This window comes from Streptomyces sp. NPDC005533 (genome assembly GCF_042871845.1).
Lineage (GTDB): Bacteria > Actinomycetota > Actinomycetes > Streptomycetales > Streptomycetaceae > Streptomyces.
Map to the genome: position 1 here is coordinate 150,766 of NZ_JBIAJH010000014.1, position 21,415 is coordinate 172,180.

At 72.8% G+C, this 21,415-nt stretch carries 15 protein-coding genes and 1 tRNA gene; 5 read left to right on the forward strand and 11 right to left on the reverse strand.

The window, feature by feature from the left end:
• On the reverse strand, positions 1-1,047 hold the full coding sequence (locus ACFYP3_RS17005) for an energy-coupling factor ABC transporter permease (RefSeq protein WP_388832526.1): 1,047 nt from the start codon (positions 1,045-1,047) through the stop codon (positions 1-3).
• Positions 1,048-1,224: 177 nt separating this feature from the next.
• On the opposite strand from ACFYP3_RS17005, the gene ACFYP3_RS17010 reads away from it, so the two are divergent.
• The gene (locus ACFYP3_RS17010) at positions 1,225-1,659 is read left to right on the forward strand and encodes an SsgA family sporulation/cell division regulator (RefSeq protein ID WP_388832529.1); all 435 of its coding nucleotides are present in this window, start codon (positions 1,225-1,227) and stop codon (positions 1,657-1,659) included.
• Between the two features lie 89 nt (positions 1,660-1,748).
• Here the strand turns inward: ACFYP3_RS17010 and ACFYP3_RS17015 are convergent, their stop codons facing one another.
• Both ACFYP3_RS17015 and ACFYP3_RS17020 read right to left on the reverse strand, forming a co-directional pair.
• Positions 1,749-3,980, reverse strand: coding sequence for an MMPL family transporter (locus ACFYP3_RS17015; RefSeq protein ID WP_388832532.1), 2,232 nt, complete (start codon positions 3,978-3,980; stop codon positions 1,749-1,751).
• 128 nt (positions 3,981-4,108) lie between these two features.
• Positions 4,109-4,699, reverse strand: coding sequence for a TetR/AcrR family transcriptional regulator (locus ACFYP3_RS17020; RefSeq protein ID WP_388832535.1), 591 nt, complete (start codon positions 4,697-4,699; stop codon positions 4,109-4,111).
• 151 nt (positions 4,700-4,850) lie between these two features.
• Here ACFYP3_RS17020 and ACFYP3_RS17025 point away from each other — a divergent pair, with 151 nt between their 5' ends.
• Positions 4,851-8,114, forward strand: coding sequence for a S41 family peptidase (locus ACFYP3_RS17025; RefSeq protein WP_388832538.1), 3,264 nt, complete (start codon positions 4,851-4,853; stop codon positions 8,112-8,114).
• 112 nt (positions 8,115-8,226) lie between these two features.
• Here ACFYP3_RS17025 and ACFYP3_RS17030 read toward each other — a convergent pair whose 3' ends face one another.
• From ACFYP3_RS17030 to ACFYP3_RS17045, 4 genes are all read right to left on the reverse strand, one after another.
• Positions 8,227-8,415, reverse strand: a complete 189-nt coding sequence (locus ACFYP3_RS17030; RefSeq protein WP_388832541.1) for a hypothetical protein — start codon at positions 8,413-8,415, stop codon at positions 8,227-8,229.
• Between the two features lie 76 nt (positions 8,416-8,491).
• A complete protein-coding gene (locus ACFYP3_RS17035; protein ID WP_388832544.1) occupies positions 8,492-9,376 on the reverse strand; it encodes an SDR family oxidoreductase in 885 nt (294 codons plus the stop codon).
• Positions 9,373-10,299: an alpha/beta fold hydrolase gene (locus ACFYP3_RS17040; protein ID WP_388832546.1), complete on the reverse strand. Its 927-nt coding sequence runs from the start codon at positions 10,297-10,299 to the stop codon at positions 9,373-9,375. Before ACFYP3_RS17040 ends, ACFYP3_RS17035 begins: the two co-directional genes overlap by 4 nt.
• Complete coding sequence (locus ACFYP3_RS17045; protein ID WP_388832654.1) at positions 10,296-11,933, reverse strand: flavin-containing monooxygenase; 1,638 nt, start codon at positions 11,931-11,933, stop codon at positions 10,296-10,298. The genes ACFYP3_RS17040 and ACFYP3_RS17045 overlap by 4 nt, the downstream gene beginning before the upstream one ends.
• A gap of 126 nt (positions 11,934-12,059) precedes the next feature.
• Between ACFYP3_RS17045 and ACFYP3_RS17050 the strand changes: the two genes are divergently transcribed.
• On the forward strand, positions 12,060-12,767 hold the full coding sequence (locus ACFYP3_RS17050) for a MerR family transcriptional regulator (RefSeq protein ID WP_388832549.1): 708 nt from the start codon (positions 12,060-12,062) through the stop codon (positions 12,765-12,767).
• Here the strand turns inward: ACFYP3_RS17050 and ACFYP3_RS17055 are convergent.
• Positions 12,749-13,552 (reverse strand): exodeoxyribonuclease III, encoded by an 804-nt coding sequence (locus ACFYP3_RS17055; protein WP_388832552.1) that lies wholly within the window; start codon positions 13,550-13,552, stop codon positions 12,749-12,751. The genes ACFYP3_RS17050 and ACFYP3_RS17055 overlap by 19 nt on opposite strands.
• Before the next feature lie 123 nt (positions 13,553-13,675).
• Here ACFYP3_RS17055 and ACFYP3_RS17060 point away from each other — a divergent pair, with 123 nt between their 5' ends.
• Complete coding sequence (locus tag ACFYP3_RS17060) at positions 13,676-14,167, forward strand: GNAT family N-acetyltransferase (RefSeq protein WP_388832556.1); 492 nt, start codon at positions 13,676-13,678, stop codon at positions 14,165-14,167.
• A 187-nt stretch (positions 14,168-14,354) separates the two neighbouring features.
• On the opposite strand, the gene ACFYP3_RS17065 is transcribed toward ACFYP3_RS17060, so the two are convergent.
• Positions 14,355-15,695, reverse strand: coding sequence for a CoA transferase (locus ACFYP3_RS17065; RefSeq protein ID WP_388832559.1), 1,341 nt, complete (start codon positions 15,693-15,695; stop codon positions 14,355-14,357).
• Positions 15,696-15,833: 138 nt separating this feature from the next.
• On the opposite strand from ACFYP3_RS17065, the gene ACFYP3_RS17070 reads away from it, so the two are divergent.
• Positions 15,834-16,838 (forward strand): LuxR C-terminal-related transcriptional regulator, encoded by a 1,005-nt coding sequence (locus ACFYP3_RS17070; protein WP_388832562.1) that lies wholly within the window; start codon positions 15,834-15,836, stop codon positions 16,836-16,838.
• Positions 16,839-17,047: 209 nt separating this feature from the next.
• Here the strand turns inward: ACFYP3_RS17070 and ACFYP3_RS17075 are convergent, their stop codons facing one another.
• Together ACFYP3_RS17075 and ACFYP3_RS17080 are read right to left on the reverse strand one after the other, a co-directional pair.
• The gene (locus ACFYP3_RS17075) at positions 17,048-21,037 is read right to left on the reverse strand and encodes a hypothetical protein (RefSeq protein WP_388832565.1); all 3,990 of its coding nucleotides are present in this window, start codon (positions 21,035-21,037) and stop codon (positions 17,048-17,050) included.
• A 232-nt stretch (positions 21,038-21,269) separates the two neighbouring features.
• Positions 21,270-21,343: transfer RNA gene (locus tag ACFYP3_RS17080), tRNA-Ala, on the reverse strand.
• Positions 21,344-21,415 lie beyond the last annotated feature (72 nt).

Genomic DNA, 21,415 nt, shown 5'->3' on the forward strand with positions numbered 1-21,415 from the left:
TCAGCCCGCCGAGACGGAGGTGGCGGTCAGCTCCCCGGTGCGGCGGCGGCGCACGGCCCAGAAGATCCCGGTGCCGGCGACGACGGTCACCCCGACGCCGATGACCCCGGCGAGGCCGCCGGAGAGGCGGGCGTCGTCGACGTTCTTGACGCCGTAGTCGGCGAGCGGGGAGTCGGCCGCGGCGTGGTCCTCGACCTTCGCGTCGATGCCCTTGTCGGCGGCGACCTTCTCCAGGCCGTCGGGGCTGGCGGAGGCGTAGTAGGAGACGAAGCCGGCGAGGACGAGCGCGGTGACCAGGCCGGTCGCCCACACCTTCCGGGTGGAGCGGGCGGCCGCGGGGGCGGCGGCGGCCGCCGGGGCGTCGACGAGCTCGCCGTCGACGCGCAGCTTCAGCGGCGCGGTCAGCCCGCGGGCCCCGTGGACCAGGTCGGGCCGTACGGCGATCACGGCGCCCACGGTCGCGGCGGTGATGGCGGCTTCGCCGATGCCGATGAGCACGTGCACCCCGACCATGGCGGTGAACACCTTGCCGAGGGCCACGTCGGTGGTCCCGCCGATCGCGTAGATGGCGGTGAAGGCGGTGGCCGCGGCGGGCACCGAGAGCAGGGCTCCCGCGAAGGCGGCCACGGTGACGGAGCGGCGGGTGGGCGGCAGGATCCCGAGCAGCCCGCGGAAGATCGCGTAGGCGACGACGACGGTGACGACGCCCATGACGGTGATGTTCACGCCCAGGGCGGTCAGCCCGCCGTCGGCGAAGAGGATGCCCTGCATGAGCAGGACGACGGACACGCACAGCACACCGGTGTAGGGGCCGACGAGTATCGCGGCGAGGGCCCCGCCCAGCAGGTGGCCGCTGGTTCCGGCGGCCACCGGGAAGTTCAGCATCTGCACGGCGAAGATGAAGGCGGCGACGAGGCCGGCCAGCGGGGCGGTCCGCTCGTCGAGCTCGCGGCGGGCGCCGCGGAGGCTGAGGGCGACCGCGGCTCCGGCGGCCACTCCGGCGGCCACCGACACGGGTGCGTTGATGAAACCGTCGGGCACATGCATGGAGTGGCTCCGCTTCCGTACGCCTTGACGCAGTGTTTAACCGTTCAAGAATAGTGCCCAATTGCAAACCGTTGGCAAGAGCGCAGCCGTCACAAATACATCCGTGCGGTTTCGTCGGAATGTGCGAGGCTTGAGGACAAACGGACGCAAATGTTCCGATTTCGAGGAGCCTGGTCGATGTCAGCCACCGCCGAGAATCCACCAGCCACCGCCACGGCGACCGCGATCGCCCCCACGTCCTCCTCGACCACGCCCCCGGTCGAGGAGCGGGTCCGCGCCCGGGTGATCACGGACGATCCCCTCTACCGGACCATCCCGGTCGCCCTGCGCTACGCCCCCGCCGAGCCGCTGGCCGTCCGGATCGTCTTCCCTGCGGACCTGTCCCCCGAGGGCACCGACAACGAGTGGGTCTTCCCCCTCGCCCTGCTGGAGGCCGGCCTCCAGGCGCCGACCGGGACCGGGGACGTACGCGTCTGGCCGTGCGGCCGCGTGCAGGCGGTCGTCGAGTTCCACTCCCCCGAGGGCGTCGCCGTGATCCAGTTCGACATCGCCGCGCTGCGCCGTTTCCTGCGCCGCACGTACGCTCCGGTCGCCGTCACCCGTAGGGCGTAGCGCCCGGGGACGAAACGGGCCCGGCCCCGCACCGCCCGGCGAGCGGGCGGTGCGGGGCCGGGCCTTACTGTCGGCGGGACGGCGCGAGGTCAGGCGTTGACCAGCTCGCGGTCCTTGTCCGGGCCCTCGGGAGACTGCGCGGACTTCGAGAGGTGCTTGCGCAGGCTCTCGCCCTCCACGTCCACGTTCGGCAGCAGCCGGTCGAGCCACTTCGGCAGCCACCAGGCCTTGTGACCGAGCAGGGCGAGCACCGCCGGCACGATGGCCATGCGGACCACGAAGGCGTCGAAGAAGACGGCGACGGCCAGACCGAATCCGATCATCTTGACCATCTGCTCGCTGGCTCCGATGAAGCCCGAGAACACCGCGATCATGATGACGGCGGCGGCCACCACGACCCGCGCGCTGTACTGGAAGCCGGTCACCACGGCCTGGCCCGGGCGCTCGCCGTGGACGTACGCCTCACGCATGCGGGTGACGAGGAAGACCTCGTAGTCCATGGCCAGGCCGAAGACGACGCCCACCATGAAGATCGGCATCATCGACATGATCGGGCCGGTCTGCTCCACGCCGAAGACCGAGCCGAGCCAGCCCCACTGGAAGACCGCGACGACCGCGCCGAGGGCGGCGACGACCGACAGCAGGAAGCCGAGGGCCGCCTTGAGCGGGACCAGGATCGAGCGGAACACGAGCATCAGCAGCAGGAAGGCGAGGCCGACGACGAGCGCCAGGTAGGGCAGCAGCGCGTCGTTCATCTTCTGCGAGAAGTCGATGTTCATCGCGGTGGCGCCGGTGACGAGGACGTCGTCGCCGCTGCCGTCGCGGATCTCGTGGACCAGGTCCTCCGTCTGGGTGGAGGACGGGCGGTCCTTCGGGATGACGGTGATGACCGAGGCGTCGCCGCCCTCGTTCGGGGTCGGCGGGGTCACCGCGACGACGCCCTCCAGGCCCTTGATCCGGTCGACGGTCGAGTCGGCGAGGGCCTTGTCCCCGTCCACGACGACCATCAGCGGGCCGTTGAAGCCCGGGCCGAAGCCCTCGGACAGCAGGTCGTACGCCTGGCGCTGGCTGGTGGAGACCGGCTGGGCGCCGTCGTCCGGCAGGCCCATCTCCAGCTTGCTCGCCGGGATGGCGATGACGCCGAGGCCGATCACACCGGCCAGCAGCACCATGACCGGGCGGCGCAGGACGAAGCGGGCCCAGCGGGTGCCGCCGTTGGCCTTCTTCTCGACCTTCTCGACGCCGGCGCCGGCGCCGGCGGAAGCCTTGCCCGCGCCCTTGCCGAACAGCCTGCTCTTCTCGCCGGCGGGCAGGACCGTCCGGCCCGCGAAACCGAGGATGGCCGGGACCAGGGTCAGGGCGACCAGGACCGCGATGACCACCGTGCCGGCGGCCGCGAAGCCCATCTTGGTCAGCATGGGGATGTTGACGACGGCCAGGCCCACGAGGGCGATGACCACGGTCAGACCGGCGAAGACGACGGCGGAGCCGGCGGTTCCGGCGGCTCGGCCGGCGGCCTCGTCCCGCTCGCGGCCCTCGGCGAGCTCCACGCGGTAACGGGAGACGATGAAGAGGGCGTAGTCGATGCCGACCGCGAGGCCGATCATCATCGCGAGGGTGGAGGTGGTGGAGCCGAGGTCCAGCACGTTGGCGAGCGCGGTGATGGAGGAGACGCCGATGCCCACGCCGATCAGGGCGGTCAGCAGCGGCAGCCCGGCCGCGATCAGCGAGCCGAAGGTGATCACGAGGACGATCGCGGCGACGAGGATGCCGATGATCTCGCCGGAGCCGGTCTCGGGGGCCGCCATCAGCGCGTCACCGCCGATCTGGACGTTCAGCCCGGAGGCCTTGGCCGCGGCGCCGGAGTCCTTCAGCGCGTCGCGGGTCTCGTCCTTCAGCTCCATGCCGCTGACGTCGTACTTGGCGCTGATGTAGGCGGTGGAGCCGTCCTGGCTCACGGCCTGCGCCTCGTACGGGTCGGCGACGGAGGAGATCTGCTCCGCGCCCGGGCCCGTCTTCAGGCCGGCGACGATCTTCTGGACCTCGGCCTTGGGGCCGGGGTCGGTGACCTTGGCGCCCTCGGGGGCCTTGATGACGATGCGGGCGGTGGCGCCGTCGGCGGCCATGCCCGGGAACTTCTCGTCCAGCAGGTCGAAGGCCTTCTGGGCCTCCGTGCCGGGTATCGAGAACGAGCCGGAGCTGGGGGCGCCGGCCGAGGCCGCGCCGAAGCCGGCGGCGAACAGCAGCGCCACCCAGAGGAGGGCGACGAGGCCGCGGCGCCGGAAGGCGCCCCTGCCGAGCCGGTAGAGGAAGGTAGCCACGTCGGTGGTTCTCCCGTTCAGGTCGTGGGATGGATCCGGAGGGATCAGGGCATGGAGAGCCGGCCCGACGACGAGAGCGGCGTGTCAGGAGCAGCGGGAAGCGGTGGGGCCGAAGGGGACGGGGTGGATCAGACGCCGAGGGCGGGGAAGACCACGGCATCGACGAACTGACCGAGGAAGGCCCGGTCCACGGGACGGTCCTCGATCAGCGGGAGCGCGATGAACGCCCCGATGAGCATGTGCGGTACGAAGTTCAGGGCCGGACAGTCCGGGCGGATCTCGCCCCGGTCCACCGCGCGCTGGAGCATCGCCTGGAGACCGTTGATCTCCGGGTCGACCAGCAGGTCGCGCAGGGCCTTGTGGAGCTCCGGGCTCGTGTGGACGGCATGGGCCAGGCCCCGCATCAGCGCGGTGTCCTTGGCCATCTGCGCGTCGTCCGAGTGCTCCACCATGAGGGCGATGTCCCCGCGCAGACTGCCCGTGTCGATCTCCCGCAGCGAGACGGGCTGCGTGCATCGCAGGGCCTTGGCGACCAGTTCCGGCTTGCTCCCCCACTGGCGGTAGAGGGTGGCCTTGCTGGACTTCGTACGGGCGGCGACCGCGTCCATGGTCAGCGCCTCGTAGCCGACGTCACGCAGGAGGTCGAGGACCGCCTCGTGCAGTTCGGCCTGCCGTTCGGGGGTGATCCGGCTGCGCCGGGCCGCCATCGCCTCGGTCATCTCCGCGCCTCCGTCCGAACGAAACGACTCCGTACGCTTCCTAAGATACCCCCGCCGCAAGCGAAACGAAACCGTTCCGTTTCGCTGGAGGGAGTGGCATGGATCACCTGTACGAGTTGCCAGGGCCCCCTGCCGCGGAAAGCATTGGGGGGTGAGTCACGACGTCGCGTACCTCCGGTTCCCGCACCTGCACGACGACCTCCTGTGCTTCGCCACCGAGGACGACCTGTGGGTCGCCCCGCTGGTCCCCGAGGGGCAGACACCCGGCCGGGCCTGGCGGATCACCGTCGACCGGACCCGGGTCAGCCACCCGCGGTTCTCCCCCGACGGCAGGCACATCGCCTTCACCACCTGGCGCACCCTCGACCCCGAGATCCACCTCACCCCCGTCGACGGCGGCCCCGCCCGCCAGTTGAGCCACTGGGGCGCCACCGACACCCGGGTCTGCGGCTGGGACCCCGACGGCAACATCCTGGCGGTCTCCTCCCGGGGCCAGCCGTTCTCGTACTACTCCTGGGCGTACAAGCTGCCCACCGACGGCAGCCCCGGCGGCCGCCTGCCCTGGGGGCCCGTCTCCGACATCCAGGTCGCCGACATCGACGGCGAGCACCGCACCCTGCTGCTCACCGGCAAGCCCCCGCACGAGCCCGCCGCCTGGAAGCGCTACCGCGGCGGGGCCACCGGCCGGCTGTGGCTGCACGGCCGGCAGCTGCTGGAGGACGTCGAGGGGCACCTGGACGCGCCGATGTTCGTGGGCGGCCGGATCGCCTTCCTCTCCGACCACGAGGGCATCGGCAACCTGTACTCCGTCCGGCCCGACGGCAGCGACCTGCGCCGCCACACCGACCACGACGAGTTCTACGCCCGGCACGCCTCCAGCGACGGCTCCCGGATCGTCTACCAGTGCGCCGGCGAGCTCTGGCTCGTGGAGTCCCTGGCCCGCGACGCCGTACCGCGCAGGCTCCAGGTCCGCCTCGGCGGCCCCCGCGCGGGCCGGCGCCCCTACCAGGCCTCGGCCGCCAGCAACGTCGACTCGCTCTCCGTGGACACCACCGGCCGGGCCAGCGCCGTCGTGGTGCGCGGCAGCCTGTACTGGCTGACGCACCGCGACGGGCCCGCCCGGACCATCGCCGACACCCCGGGCGTGCGCGTGCGGCTGCCGGAGATGCTCGGCAGCGGCGGTCAGGTCGCCTACATCACCGACGCCGAGGGCGAGGACGCGATCGAGATCGCCTACCTGCCCCGGGCCTCCGGGGAACGCGAGCCGCGCCGACTGGCCTCGGGCGAGCTGGGGCGCGTCACCGAGCTGCTCTCGGACCCCGACGGGGAGCGCCTCGCCATCGCCTCCAACGACGGCCGGCTGCTGCTCGTCGACGCGACGGAGGAGTCCGACGGGGAGGTCACCGAGCTGATCCGGTCCATCAACGGCCCCGTCACCGACCTGGCCTTCTCCCCCGACGGAGCCTGGCTGACCTGGTCGCACCCGGGCATCGGCCGTTCGCTGCGGCAGATCAAGATGGCCCGCATCTCCGGCCCCGGCGCGCGCGTCATCGTCGACGTCACCAACGGCCGCTTCGAGGACGAGAACCCGGTCTTCACCCGGGACGGGCGCTACCTGGCCTTCCTGTCGTGGCGCGGTTTCGACCCGGTCTACGACGTGCACACCGGCGACCTGTCCTTCCCGCTGGGCTGCCGCCCGTACCTGGTGCCGCTGTCCTCCGCGACCCCCTCACCCTTCGCCCTCTCCGCCGAGGGCCGGCCCGCGGCGGGGGGACTGGACCCGGTGGAAGGGGAACCGGGCGACGGCGACGGCTCCGTGACCGTGGAGGTGGAGGGGCTGGAGAGCCGGGTCACCCCCTTCCCGGTCTCCGCGTCCAAGTACTCGGCGCTGTACCCGGTGCACGGCGGCGGGCTGGTGTGGCTGCGCTGGCCGATCTCCGGCGCGCTCGGCGAGACGTTCGCCAATCCGAACGACATCAGCGGCAAGCCGACGTTGGAGCACTTCGACCTGACCAAGGCGCGCAAGAGCGAACTGGCTTCGGGACTCGACTGGTTCGCGGTCAGCGGCGACGGCACCCGGCTGGTCATCAACGACGACGGGGACCTGCGCGCGGTCCCCGCGACCGAGTCGGGCGACAGCGACTCGACCGTCTACCTGGACCTGCGCCGGATCCTGCACGAGGTGGACCCGGCGGCCGAGTGGCGCCAGGCCTTCGAGGAGGCCGGACGGCTCATCCGCGCCTACTTCTGGGAGCCGAAGATGTGCGGCATCGACTGGGACGGGGTGCTGAGCCAGTACCGCCCCCTGGTCGAACGGGTCGCCTCCCCCGACGAGTTCGCCGACCTGCTGCGCGAGGTCCTCGGCGAGCTCGGCACCTCGCACGCCTACGTCTCCCCCGCGCGCCGCAACGAGGGTCCCCCGCACTACCAGCGGGCGATCGGCCTGCTCGGTGCCAACCTGTACCCCAAGGACGGGGCCTGGGTGATCGCCCGGATCCTGCCCGGCGAGTCCTCGGACTCCAAGGCCCGCTCACCGCTGGCCGGGACCGGCATCCGGGAGGGCGCCGTGCTCACCCATGTGGACGGACGCCCCGTGGACCCGGTGGCCGGCCCCTATCCGCTGCTGTCGGCGGCGGGCGGGACCACGGTCGAGCTGACCTTCCAGCCCGCGGAGGGCGACGGCCGCGCCCGGCGGGTGGCCATCGTGCCGCTGATCGACGAACGGCCGCTGCGCTACCAGGACTGGGTGTCCAAGCGGCGCGAGGTGGTCCGGGAGCTCAGCGGCGGCCGGTGCGGCTACCTCCACATCCCCGACATGGGCGGCTCGGGCTGGGCGCAGTTCAACCGCGACGTGCGGATGGAGATGTCCCGGCCGGCGCTGATCGTAGACGTACGCGGCAACGCGGGCGGCCATATCAGCGAGCTGGTGGTGGAGAAGCTGACCCGCTCCATCATCGGCTGGGACCTGACGCGCGACGCCCAGCCGGTCTCGTACGCCTCCAACGCGCCCCGCGGTCCGATCGTGGCGCTCGCCGACGAGGCGACCTCCTCGGACGGGGACATGATCACCGCGGCCTTCAAACTGCTGGGGCTGGGCCCGGTGGTGGGCCAGCGCACCTGGGGCGGGGTGGTCGGCATGACCGGCCGGCACACCCTCGGCGACGGCACGGTGATCACGGTGCCGATGAACGCCGCGTGGTTTCCGGAGTACGGCTGGTCGGTGGAGAACCACGGCGTGGAGCCGGACCTCGCGATCCTGCGCACGCCGCTGGACTGGGCGGAGGGGCGGCACGCCCAGCTGGACGACGCCGTGCACCTGGCGCTGGAACTGCTGGAGCAGGACCCGGCCGCGGTGCCGCCGGGCTACACGGACGTCCCGGACCGGCGCCGTCCGAAGCTGCCGCCGCGGGAGTGACACCCCTCGGCGGGTCGGGGGGCAACGGGCCCCTGGGCGAGGGGGCATGCGGAAGGGGCGCGATCCACGTCCTCGGGGATCGCGCCCCTTCGCAGGTCCTACGGCAGTCCGGTCAGGCGTCGAACTCGTCGCGCAGGCGGTCCGCTTGCTCCTGCTGCGGCCCGCGCTTCGACTTCTCCTGCGGCTTCGCGGTGCGCTGGGTCGCCTTGTGCGTCGCCTCGTCCTTCGCACCCTTGGCGCCGTTCTGCGCGCGGTCCTTGAGCTCGTCGGCCTTGTCCTGGAACTGGTCCTTGATACCCATGCTGTTCCCTCCGTGAGGGGTGTCGGTGGTGGGGCCTCGACCAGACTTGCACGGGCGGACAAAGCTCGCATTTCGATCAGTGACGCTGCGTGCGCTCCTTCTCGTCCGCGGCCCCGCCGGCCCCCACAAGTCCCTTGGAGACACCGGACAGCCGCGGTTCGAAGTACTTCATCTCGCGCTGTCCGACCGTGGCGATGAGCCCGGGCAGGTACCCGCGCACCCCCTGCATCCCGCGCAGCCACCACTGCGCGTACACGTGCGGGGAGCGCCGCTCGATGCCCGCGACGATGCGGTCGACGGCGGGGCCGAGCGGGTACGTGCGGTTCGCCGGCCAGGGCAGCCGACCGCGCAGCTCCCGCATCACCTCGTCCTGGTCTGCCCCGCGCACCATGTCGGTGTCGGTCCAGGAGAGGTAGCCGACCCCGACCTTGACGCCCTTGTGGCCGACCTCGGCGCGCAGGCAGTGGGCGAAGGCCTCGACGCCCGCCTTGGAGGCGCAGTACGCGGTCATCATCGGCGCCGGCGTGATCGCGGCGAGCGAGGCGATCTGCAGGAAGTAGCCGCGGCTCTCGGTCAGTACGGGCAGGAAGGCGCGGGCGGTGACGGCCCCGCCGATGAGGTTGACCTCGACGACCCGGCGCCAGGCGTCGGGGTCCGAGTCGGCGAACGGACCGCCGGCGGCCACGCCCGCGTTGGCGACGACGAGGTCGACCTTCCCGAAGCGCTGCTTGACCTCCTGCGCGACGCGGGCCATGGCCTCGTGGTCGGTGACGTCGGCGTACCAGTGGTCGCTGTCGGTGTGCAGCCGCTCGGAGACCTCCTTGAGGGCCTCCGGCTCCAGGCCGACGAGGGCGATCCGCGCCCCGCGGGCGGAGAGCTTGCGGGCGAGCAGCTCGCCGACCCCGCGGGCGGCGCCGGTGACGACGGCGACCTGGCCTTCCAGACTCCTGCGAGCACTCACGGCGTCTTCTCCTTCTCGGTGGTGTGGAGATACAGCTCGGTCAACTCCAGTACGGCCCGGGTGACGGCCTCGGGCGCCTCGACCGGGGTCATGTGCCCCATGCCGGTGAGCTCGGTGAGGCCCACGCAGTTCGGCAGCGCGGCGGCGAGCCCCCGGGCGTGCACGATCGGGGTGAGCCTGTCGGCGGTGCCGGCGATGACGGCGGTGGGCACGGCGAGGCGGGCCACCTCGGCGTCGAGGTCCAGCCCGGCCAACACCTTGGACCAGGCGTGGCGCACCCCGGTAGGGCAGGCGTGGACGATGCGGGCGCACGCCTCAACCTTGTCGGGCGCCGATCCGGGGCCCATCGTGGCGTACTTGAGGATCTGCCTGGCGAGGGGCGTGACCGGACCGAGAGGGGCGCGCGACCCGAGGACCGCGCCGGTGGCACGGGTCCGGGCGCGCCCGGCGCGCACCGGCAACACCTGCGCCTCGTCGACCAGCCGGGAACTGCCCGTGCTGCACAGCAGCGCGGCCGCGGCGTGCTCGGCGAACTCGGGCCGCCCGGCGGCCGCCATGATCGTCATGCCGCCCATGGAGTGCCCGGCGACGACCGCCCGCTCCCCCGGGGCGAGGGTGGCGCCGAGCACCGCCACGAGGTCGTCGGCGAGGGCGGTGGTGCTGTGCGCCCGGGCGGCGGGGCTGCGCCCGTGGCCGCGCTGGTCGTAGGCGATGACCCGGTGGGTGGCGGCCAGGGCCCGCACCTGCGCGGCCCAGAACGCGGTGGAGCAGGTCCAGCCGTGCGCCAGCACCACGGCCGGCGCCCCTTCCTCCCCGTGCACCTCGACGTGGAGCCGGGCCCCGTCGGCGGAGACGGCGCTCAACTCCCGCCCCGCGACCGGCGGCGCGTACGCCCCTGCGATGACGTGCGTCAGCCGACTCACGCGACCTCCTCCACCGTTTCGGCTTCGCCGGCGGCAACTGCGGCCCCGCCGGTACGGGAGGCGCGGGGGTCCGGGGCCAGGGCCCCCGGCGCGGCGGCAGCCGCCACCGCGGCCGGGACCGGCTCGCGCTCCCGGCCGCGTACGACCTCGTACTCCGCCATGTCGACGCTGCGCGTCTCCCGGCGGAACTCCCCCGTGGTCCCCGGCCAGACGGTCGTGTTGCGGCCCTGGGCGTCCAGGTACCAGCTGGTGCAGCCGCCGGTGTTCCAGACGGTCCGCTCCATGCGGGTCTGCACCTGCCGGTTCCACCGGTTCACGGCGGAGGGGCGCGCGGCCAGCGCGACCTTCCCCCCCAGCACGCCGAGCTGACGCAGGTAGTCCGCCATGTAGTTGAGCTGCGACTCGATCATGAGGATCATCGAGCTGTTCCCGAGCCCGGTGTTCGGGCCGATGATCGTCATCCAGTTGGGGAAACCGGCGGCGGTCGCCCCGCGCAGCGCCTGCATCCCGTCCTTCCAGGCGTCCGCGAGGGTCTGTCCGTCCTCGCCGACCACGCGGTCGGCGATCGGCAGGTCCGTGACGTGGAAGCCGGTGCCGAAGATGATCGCGTCGACCTCGGTCTCGGTCCCGTCGGCGGCGACCAGCACCGAGCCGCGGATCTCCTTCAGGCCGGAGGCGACCAGGTCCACGTCGGGCCGGGCCAGGGCCGGGTAGTACTCGCTGGAGAGCAGGATCCGCTTGCAGCCGATCCGGTAGGACGGCGTCAGCTTGGCGCGCAGCGCCGGGTCCTTGATCGAGCGGGCCATGTTGGCCTTGGCCAGCGACTCGATCAGCCCGAGCTGGTGGGGCCGCTTGGTGAAGGCGCTGACCTGGAGCTCCCGCAGCCCCCACAGCAGCCCGCGGCGGGCGGCCCGGGTGAAGGGCAGCTGGCGGTGGAGCCAGCGCTCGACGGCGGTGATGGATCGGTCGGTGCGGGGCATGACCCACGGCGGGGTCCGCTGGAAGAGGGTGAGGCGCTCCACCTCGGGGGCGATGGCGGGCACGATCTGGATGGCGGAAGCACCGGTGCCGATCATGGCGACGCGCTTGCCGCGCAGGTCGTAGTCGTGGTCCCAGCGGGCGGAGTGGAAGACCTTCCCGGGGAACCCGGCGAGCCCGGGGACCTCCGGCATCTTCGGGTCGGAGAGCGGACCGGTCGCGGAGACGACGACGTCCGCGGTGAGGTCCCCGGAGGAGGTCTCGATCTCCCAGTGCAGCTCGTAGGCGTCCCAGCGCATCATCCGGACCTCGGAGTCCAGCCGGATGTGCCGGCGCAGCCCGAAGGTGTCGGCCACGTGTTCCAGGTAGGCGCGGATGGCCGGCTGGCCGGAGAAGGTGCGCGGCCAGTCCGGGTTGGGCGCGAAGGAGAAGGAGTACAGGTGCGAGGGGACGTCGCACGCGCAGCCCGGATAGCTGTTGTCGCGCCAGGTGCCGCCGACCGAGTCGGCCCGCTCCAGGACGACGAAGTCCGTGATCCCCTCGCGCCGCAGGCGTACGGCCGCGCCGAGCCCGCCGAAGCCCGACCCGATCACCGCCACCCGCACGTGCTCGCGCCCGCGCTCGTCCTTGCCGCCCATGCCCGCCGCCTTCCGCATCATCCGCAGACACCATCGGAACACTGCCAGCAATCACTGGCACAATCGGGAGGGTAGAGCAGGCCCGTACTGATGGGTAGGGGTCGCGTCGGGAAAGTTACTGTCGGTACGCCATAAGGTGCGCCTGTGGCGAAGGATGAGACGGAAGCGAAGACGGAAACCAGGACGGTGCGCGAGTACCGAACGGAGGAGCTGGCCGAAGCGGCCGGCATCCCGGTCCGCACCCTGCGCTTCTACCGCGAGCGCAAACTGCTCCCACCACCGCGCCGCGAGGGGCGGATCGCCTGGTACGACGAGCACCACCTGGCCCGGCTGCGCACCATCGCCGCCCTGCTGGAGCGCGGCCACACGCTCGGCGGCATCGCCGAGCTGACCGCCGCCTTCGAGAGCGGCCGCGACGTGAGCCAGCTCGGCGAGCTGCTCGGCATCGGCTGGTCGGAGGAGACCCCGGTGCGGCTCACCCCGGAGGCGCTGGCCGACTACTTCGAGGGCGAGGTCACCCCGGAGAACCTGGCGGCCTCCCTGGACCTCGGCTACCTCGCCGTCGACGGCGACGCGATCGTCCACGTCAGCCGGCGGCTGCTGGACGTCTCCTCGGCGCTGGTCCGCGAGGGCGTCCCGCTGGCGGCGGTCCTGGAGACCGGGCGCCGCGTCCGCGAGCACGCGGACGCGATGGCGCTCCTGTTCACCGAGCTGATATCGACCCACATCTCGCCGTCACCGGAGGCGCTCACCCGGCTGCGTCCGCTGGCGAAGAGCGTGGTCGAGGCCGAGCTGACGATGGCGATGGACCGCCTGCTGGCCTCCGCCGCCGATCAGGAACCGAGTGCGTAGACGACCGTCACGGGGGCGTGGTCCGACCAGCGCTCCGGGTGCGTCTCGGCCCGCTCCACGAAGGCCTTGACGGCCTTGGCGGCCAGCCCGGGCGTCGCCACCTGGAGGTCGATCCGCCAGCCGGCGTCGTTGTCGAAGGCGCGGCCCCGGTAGGACCACCAGGAGTACGGGCCCTCGGTGTCCGGGTGCAGCTCGCGCACCACGTCCACGTAGCCGGCCTCGGCGTACACCTTGCCGAGCCACTCCCGCTCCTCGGGCAGGAAGCCGGCGTTCTTCCGGTTGGTCTTCCAGTTCTTGAGGTCGGCTTCCCGGTGGCAGATGTTCCAGTCACCGCAGACGACGACCTCGCGGCCGTCCGCGGCGGCCCGCACCTTCAGCGCGGCGAGGTACGTCAGGAACGCGTCCATGAACCGGTACTTCTCGACCTGCTTCTCCGTCCCGGCCTCGCCCGAGGGCAGGTAGAGGCTGGCCACGGTCACACCGGGGAGATCGATCTCGACGTACCGCCCGGCCGTGTCGAATTCCTCACTGCCGAATCCGATCTGCACCCGCTCGGGCGCCCGCCGCGTGTAGAGCGCGACCCCGGCCCGCCCCTTGGCGGCGGCCGGCGCGAACACGGTGTGCCAGCCCGCGGGAGTCCGGACCTCCTCCGGAATCTGCGCTTCCTCGGCCCGCACCTCCTGGAGGCAGACGACGTCGGCGTCGGAGCCCTCGAGCCACGCCCCGAAGCCCTTCTTGGCGGCGGCGCGGATCCCATTCACATTCACGGACGTCACAGTGATCAAAACAAGCTCCCCACATCGCACAAAACGGGGGCAGCCTACCCGCCGGTCCCCCTGCCGGGCGTTCCCGTCCCACGGCGGGCGCCGGGGCGGGGGCCCGGCGCAGGGGTTCCGTACGATGTTCGGATGCCTCACCGGATCCAGCTCCGCACCGTGCCGTACGACCACCCGGACGCGGTCGAACTCAACGACCAGGTCCAGCTCGAATACCGGGAGCGGTACGACGGCGAGGGCGATGCGACGTTCCTGGACCCGGCGATGTTCACCCCGCCGCGCGGCCTGTACCTCCTGGCGTACGACGCCACGGGCGCCCCGGTGGCGAGCGGCGGCTGGCGCGTCCAGGACGAGAACGACGAGGGCTACTCGGACGGCGACGCCGAACTCAAACGCATGTACGTCGTGCCGGAAGCCCGTGGCCTGGGCCTGGCCCGCCGCATCCTGGCCGCCCTGGAAGCCGACGCCCGCGCGGCGGGCCGCCTCCGCATGGTCCTCGAAACGGGCGACCAGCAGCCGGAGGCGATAGCCCTCTACCTCTCCGCGGGCTACACGATGTCCCGGAAGTTCGGCCACTACCGCTTCCACGACTCCAGCCGCTGCATGACGAAACCCCTGCACTGAGCCCAGCCCCTCCCCGCACCCGGCCGGGCCGGCGTCTGAGGCGCGGGGCCCGGGGCGGAGCCCCGCTCTTCCGGCCCCGCCGCCGTTCGAGACGCGGGGTCCGGGGCCGAGCCCCGCTCTTCCGGCCCCGCCGGCGTTCGAGACGCGGGGCCCGGGGCGGAGCCCTGGCAGCCGGCGCGCGGCCGGCCTACCGCGGGAGCCAGGCGGCGGGGTCCGTGCCCCACCGCGACGGCCCCCGCTCCCACTCCCCGAAGGGACTGGCGGCGTGCCGCAACGCCCCGTACCCCGACCCGGCCTCCCGCAGCCACGGCTCCGCCTCGTACGCCCCGCCGCCCCGCGGCGCCGCCGCAAGCTCCCGCACCAGCCACGACGCCGTCCCCGCCAGCGAGAACCGCAGCCACGGCCCGCCCCCACCCGCCAACGCCCGGAGCACACCCGCCGCCACCAGGTACCCGGTCCCGTGGTCCAGCGCCTGCGCGGGCAGCACTCCGGGCACGCCCCCGTCCCCCGCACAGCGCGCAGCGATCCCGTACCCGGCCTGCACCAGCGAGTCGAACCCCCGGCGCGCCGCCCACGGCCCCGTCCACCCCCACGCGCACAGCTCGGCCACCACCAGCCCGGGCCGCCGCTCCAGCAGGTCGGCCGCCCCGAACCCGAGGCGTTCCAGCGCCCCCGGCCGGTACCCGCTCACGACCACGTCGGCCTCGGCCAGCAGCCCCTCGAAGACCGCCCGGTCCCCGGCCGCCGTCAGGTCGAGCCGCGCCGACCGCTTCCCGAAGCCGGTGTCCGCGTACGCGTCGTCCGCCTCCGGCAGCCCCGGCGGGTCGATCCGCAGGACGTCCGCGCCCAGCAGCCCGAGCGTCCGCGTCGCGACGGGCCCGGCGATGACCCGCGTCAGGTCCAGCACCCGCACCCCCGTGGCGGGTCGACCCGACGGGGCCGCGCCGAGCGTCCGCCCCCGCGCGCCGGCCGGCCGTACGCACTCCACCAGCGGCTGCGGTGCCCCGTACTCCCGCGTCACGGCGACGGCGAGTCCGCCCGCCCCGTACGCGAGTTCCTGCACGTCGACGGCCGTCCGCGCCGCCACCGCGGCGCGCAGCGCCTCCGGTGTCGCGGACGGCAGCCCCAGCGCACGCACCAACGCCGCCCGGTGGTGCGGGTAGTTGGCGTGCGTACGGACCCATCCATCGGCGGCCTGCCAGAAGCCCGACAGCGGGGCGAAGCTCACCGGCGCCCGGCCTTCCACGCGCAGGTGCCGTTCGCTGACGAAGGCCGTCGCGACCGCGCCCTCGTCCACCACGAGGGCGGGCGCGTCCCCCGACGCGCCCGCGCCCCGCACCGCGGCCAGCTCGCCCGCCGCCAGGGCGCAGACGCTCACAGTGGCTCGCGCCAGCTCCCGCACCGGCAGCGGTCCTCCTTCGAGGTCACCGGCTCCGGCGAAGCGGACTCGGCGGACGAGCTCCGGTGCTCCCCCGAGGGCCGCCCAGGCGGCCGCCGTCCCACTGTCCCGTTCGTCACCGATCCCCATGAACCCATCATTTCCCACCTTCCCGGCCAATGGCCCGATGCGGTTCCCGTGGGAATTCATGGTGGCGCCAGGCGTTCCCGTAGTCAGCGGCCGACCGGCAGGATGATCACGCATTGCGCAAACCAGCAGGGTGGACACATGTGCACGGACAGGGATACAACCGACGGGGGTGACCCCGCCGGGGCCGGTGGTGGCGAGATCTGCGCGGACGGCCTGCGGCACTACGCGGACCTCCTGCGGGGGCGGGATCCCGACGGCGACTGCCCTCCGTGCCTGCTCGACCTGGGGCTCGTCCGGCGGCTGCCCGACGGTTGCCTCGCCCCCGTCCCGCCCCGGCTCGCGGCCGACGCCCGCGTGGACCGCCTGGAACGGGCCATCGAGGAGAAGCGCAACGCCCTGGCGGCCGTCCGCACCTCGATCTCCCGCGCCCAGGAGGTCTATCGGGAGAGCTACGACCGCACGGACGCCCACCCGGTCCGCACGGTGCGGGGCCCGGCCACCATCACCGCCACCCTCGCCGCGGCCGTCCAGGCCTGCCAGGACGAACTGCTGACCGCCCAGCCGGGCGGCGGGCGCCCGCAGAAGACGCTCGACGAGGCGCTCCCCAGCGACCTCGCCGCGCTCGGCCGCGGCGTGCGCCAGCGCACCGTCTACGAGCACACCGTCCGCTCCCACCAGCCCACGCTGGCCTACGTGGAGCAGATCTCGCGGGCGGGCGGCGAGGTCCGCACCCTGGACGAGGTGTTCGACCGGCTGATCATCTGCGACCGCAGGATCGCCTTCGTCCCCGACCCCGGCGCCGAGCGCAGCCAGGTCGCCCTGGCCATCGAGCACCCCGGGGTCGTCCGCTACCTCGCCGGCATCTTCGACCACACCTGGCAGCGCGCCGCGCCGCTGCGGGACGCCCCCGCCGGGGGGCTGCCGGCCGAGCTCACCGACGACGTCCGCCGGACGATCCTGCGCCACATGGTCAACGGCCACACGGACGAGGCGATCGCCGCGCGGCTCGGCATGAGCCCGCGCAGCGTCTCCACCCACATGCGCTGGGCGGCCGAACTGTTCGGCAGCCGCAGCCGCGCGCAGCTCGCGTACCTCATCGCCCGAAGCGGCTTCCTCGACGAGCGGCCGTCAACGAGCCGCTGAGGAAGCCCCCTTCGCCCGGCCCGGACAGTGCGCACCTGATATGCGCCTCCTCGGTGGCGCAGCTGGAGGAGAACCTGGGCGCGGTGGACCTCGGCCTCACCGCGGAGCGGCGCGCCAGGCTCGACTCGGTGAACTGACCGCAGGCGAAGGGCCCGCCCGGTCGTGTGACCGGACGGGCCCTTCGTGTTCTCGTGTTCGACGCGGCTCCGTCAGGAGGTGAACCAGCCGTTCAGGTCGGCGATCACGTCGGCGGAACCGGTGTTGTTGTAGAAGGTCACCCGACCGTCTACGACGGGGACGACCACCAGGTTGGAGACCGTCCGTCCGGCCGTGAAGTTGAGGTTCGACACGTTGGGACGCGGCACCCCGTGCGGCTGGACGATCAGGTGGCCGTCCTGCGTGGGCGCCGTGACGGTGACGTTCAGGACCACCGCGGTCACCCCGGTCAGCGGTACGCCCTCGACGCCGGCGATCTGCAGGCTGACGACGCCGCCCTGGCCGACGGATCCGGCGCGGGCGCCGAGACCGTAGCGGGTGTCCAGCAGCCGCACCGGCGAACCGGCCGAGAACGTCGACCCGGTGGCCGAGTAGTAGCCGGTGACGTCCGCGATCAGGTCGACGGAGCCCGAGTTGTTGCGCAGGTCGACCTTGCCGTTGACGACGGGGACCGTCACCAGGTTCGGGACGACCTGCCCGGCGGTGAAGTTGAGGTTCGACACCCCGGGGGCCGCCTGCCCGTTCGGGTAGACGGTGACGTGGCCAGCCTCGGTCGGACCGACGGCGGTCACGTTCATGACGACGGCGGTCACCCCGCTCGCGGGGACGCCCTTCACGCCGGCCACCTGGAGCGTCACGACCCCGCCGGGGCCGACGCGCGCCTTGCCGGCCCCGGTGCCGTCACGCGTGTCCAGGAACCGGGTGGGCGTGATCGGCGTCAGCGCGGAACCGGTGGCCGCCTTGTCGGTGTAGTACCCGGTGACGTCCGCGATCAGGTCGACCGAACCGGCGTTGTTGCGCAGGTCCACCTTCCCGTTGACGACCGGGACGGTCACCAGGTTGGGCACGATCTGCCCGGCCGCGAAGTTGAGGTTCGACACCGCGGGCTTCGGCTGCCCGTTCGGGTAGACCATCACGTGGCCCGCCTCGGTCGGGTTGACGGCGGTCACGTTCATGACGACCGCGGTCACCCCGCTCGCGGGCACGCCCTTCACCCCGGCCACCTGGAGCGTCACGACCCCACCGGGACCGACCCGCGCCTTGCCGGCCCCGGTGCCGTCACGCGTGTCCAGGAACCGCGAGGGAGCGATCGGCACGAACCGGCTCTTCGAGAGCTCGGCCGCGGCCGTCACCGTGTACGCCTTCGGCAGGTAGCCCGCGGAGGGCACCCCGGGAGTGGGCACGTAGCCGTCGCGCGCGACGTCGTAGGTGCCCGGCGCCAGCCCGTTGGTGTCGACCAGCACGTCCAGCGCGGTGCCGTCCGCGTTCACGGACAGCACCTTCATGACCGGCCTCGGGTCGCCGCCCGTGTCACTGGGCACCAGGTGGAGCTTGGTGTCCAGGGTGAGCCCCGTACCGTGCACGACGGCGTGGGTCCGCGTGCCGGCGGCGCCCGTCGCCGGGCTGATGGACGAGGGCACGGCCCCCGGCTGCGGGAGGGCGCACTCGGAGTCGCACAGTCCCTGCATGCTGTACTCGACGGGCGTGGCGCTGCGGCCGGCGCTCATCAGGAGTACGGCCTGGCCGGCCTCGGCGTTCCCGAGGGTCAGGCACCGGGCGCCGAACACGCCCGCGAACTGGGTGCACTGGAACTCGACGCCGGTGCTCGTCCACTGGGCCGCACCGTGCAGGTTCAGGGACGGGTGCGCGCTGCTGGTCGTGCTGCTGTTCCCGGCGACCTTGAAGGCCTGATTGGGCTTCACGTCGACCACGGCGCAGTAGCCCGCCGAGGACTCGGAGAGCACTCCGCTGCGCGCCGGGAAGCCGTTGACGGTGATGGGGTTGGCCGTGCACTCCGGCGCCCATCCGGCGGCCGTGCCGACCTTCCAGGTGTCCACGTTGGTGTGGATCGGCTTGTCCTGGTAGCCGGAGGCGAGCACGATCACGACGTACGACGTCGACCCGGTGACCCGGCAGGACAGGCCCCACTGGCGGCAGGCGGGCTTCCCGTTGGAGTCGACCGCCGTCAGCAGCGTCGACGGTGCGTACCGCGGGTCCTCGAGGGTCCGCGAACTCAGCCAGAACTTGTCCGTGGCGGCGCCGGTGACCCGGACGCAGCGGGCGTCCAGGGCCGACGTCAGGTCGAAGGAGGTCGACTGGCCGGTGACCGTCGTCGAGGCGGGCGCGGTGCACTTCGCGGTCGGCGAGATGTCACGCCGGACCACCTTGTAGGTGTCCGTTCCCCAGCCGGTGAAGACGACCATGGCGGTGTACGGCACACCGGCGCCGAGAGCGCAGGTGGTGGTCGAGCCTCCGATGGTCGAGCACACCACGGTGCCCGAGGAGTCGACCACCTGGATCGTGCCGTTCACCTTGTTCTGCTCGTTGGTGTAGTCGAGCATCTCGGCGGTGGCGTGCTTGTCGGCCGGCAGGCTCAGGCACTGCTGCCGGGCCTCCCCGCCGAGCGGGACCTCGGCACCCCAGGACCCGTCGAACCCGGTCTGGGGCCACGCGGCGCAGCCCGCGGCCTCGCCGGTCCGGTGGATGACCAGCCGGAACGCCTGGGACGGCGGGCCGCTCAGGACCGCGCGGAAGGGGGCGGTCCCGGTCAGCTTGCAGACGTAGTACGCGTAGCCGTCCTCCGCGCACTGCGGGGCACCGGCGGCGTCGTAGACCGTGACGGCCGCGCCGGCGCCCTCGGCGGGGGGCCGGTTGAGCAGGTAGAGACCGTTGCCGGTCGCCGTCGGCAGGGTCAGGCAGAGCTGCTGCCCGGGCCCGCCGAAGGTGCCGGTGGCCGGACCGGCCACCAGGCCGTTGTCGTGCGTCGCGGTGCAGCCGCGGGTCTCCTTGGCGGAGTGGAAGGCCATCCCGAACGCGCCGGCGTCGGTGCTCCGGGGGTCGACGGCCCAGGTGTGGACGCCGGTGGGCAGCTCGCAGGCGCCCTGCCCGCAGGCGGTGATCGCGGCGCCCTGGGCGTCGAACAGCGCGCCGTACGGGACGCTTCCGGAGGAGACCGGGGCGAACGTGTGGTGCGCGGCCTGCGCCACCCGCAGGGTGCGGCAGCGGGCCGTGGAGCTCAGGTCCGGGGCGGCCCCGAACGCCTGCGGTTCCACCACCGCGCAGCCCTCGGGCTGGGAGAGCCGGGCCACGGTGAGGTCGTAGTTCTCGGCGGTGCCGGAGCCCTGGAGCACCGACATCCGGTACGGCGCGGTACCGGTGAGCTTGCAGTCGAGCGTCTCGCCGCGGTGGCTGTCCGTGCTGCAGACCATCTTGCCGGTGGCGTCGTAGACGTCCTGGCCCACCCGGTACGTGGACGCGTAGCTGCGCAGGACGTCGTTCGCGGCCAGGTCCAGCGTGTAGCAGTCGCCCGCCGAACCGGCGGCCGGCGAGCCGTGGAACACGGTCGGGGCGCCGAGCCTGCGGTCGGCGGCGCCGACCGCCCTGCAGGCGGTGGAGGAGAGCAGCGGGACGTACGACACGGAGATGGCGTTCGGCGCCCCGTAGGAGTCCGTGACCTCCAGCTTGTACGTGCCGGCCGTGCCGGTGGGGCAGCGCAGTGCCCCGCCGGCGCTGCCGGAACCGAGGACGTTCTCACAGGTGACCGTGGTGCCGTCCGGGGCCACCAGCTTGTGGTTGGCCCAGCTTTGGGTGACGACCTGGTAGAGGACGACGTCCTTCTGCTGCGGCAGTGCGAGCGAGAAGGAGGCGGTCTTGTGCGGGTCGACGGTGCAGGTGACGGTCGTGTGCGGCGCGAGGGCCGGAGGGCAGGTCTCGGCGGCGTCGCTCTTGCCGAGCGCCCGCACGGCGGCCTCGTGGTCGGCCTTCGGGTCCGCCTTCGGCGGGGCCTTGGGCCCGGCCGGCGCGGCGGGCTCCGCCTGCGCCGGGGCGGTGGCCCCGGGCGGCGCCGCCGCCGCGAGGGCGGATCCGGTCTGGCCGGCGAAAGCGGTCAGGACGGCGAGCAGCAACGCCCCGGAGGCGACACCCGCGCGGGCCCCTCTCCCCCGTCCGTCCCCCGGTCTTCTGCCGATCGGCAGCAAGTTCATGAACCCCCCAGTGAAAACAGACCCGACCCCGGTGACCATCACGGGAGTTGCGGGCAGGCGGAGCCTATCGGCCGGGGGGTGAGGAGACGCACGGGGTTTACCGGCCGGTACGGTCCCGGCGGGAAGGCCCCGAAAAGCACGGGAAGCACGGGAAGCACGGTCAGCACGGGAAGTACCGGGAAAGCAGAAGATCCCGCCCGATCTTGCGATCGGACGGGATCTTCATCGTCTGTGGACCTGTGGGGATTTGAACCCCAGACCCCCTCGATGCGAACGAGGTGCGCTACCAGACTGCGCCACAGGCCCTTGCGACGTGTGAAACATTAGCATCCCCGCGCGGCTGCTCCAAAACGCGTTTCCCGGGGCGTCCGCGCAGGT

What these genes read in the sequence shown, in the direction of transcription:
- ACFYP3_RS17070 (WP_388832562.1), top strand. Translation starts at nt 15,834, where the DNA reads ATGTGCACGGACAGGGATACAACCGACGGGGGTGACCCCGCCGGGGCC.
- ACFYP3_RS17065 (WP_388832559.1), bottom strand. Translation starts at nt 15,695, where the DNA reads ATGGGGATCGGTGACGAACGGGACAGTGGGACGGCGGCCGCCTGGGCG.
- ACFYP3_RS17030 (WP_388832541.1), bottom strand. Translation starts at nt 8,415, where the DNA reads ATGGGTATCAAGGACCAGTTCCAGGACAAGGCCGACGAGCTCAAGGAC.
- ACFYP3_RS17010 (WP_388832529.1), top strand. Translation starts at nt 1,225, where the DNA reads ATGTCAGCCACCGCCGAGAATCCACCAGCCACCGCCACGGCGACCGCG.
- ACFYP3_RS17045 (WP_388832654.1), bottom strand. Translation starts at nt 11,933, where the DNA reads ATGCGGAAGGCGGCGGGCATGGGCGGCAAGGACGAGCGCGGGCGCGAG.
- ACFYP3_RS17020 (WP_388832535.1), bottom strand. Translation starts at nt 4,699, where the DNA reads ATGACCGAGGCGATGGCGGCCCGGCGCAGCCGGATCACCCCCGAACGG.
- ACFYP3_RS17060 (WP_388832556.1), top strand. Translation starts at nt 13,676, where the DNA reads ATGCCTCACCGGATCCAGCTCCGCACCGTGCCGTACGACCACCCGGAC.
- ACFYP3_RS17075 (WP_388832565.1), bottom strand. Translation starts at nt 21,037, where the DNA reads ATGAACTTGCTGCCGATCGGCAGAAGACCGGGGGACGGACGGGGGAGA.
- ACFYP3_RS17005 (WP_388832526.1), bottom strand. Translation starts at nt 1,047, where the DNA reads ATGCATGTGCCCGACGGTTTCATCAACGCACCCGTGTCGGTGGCCGCC.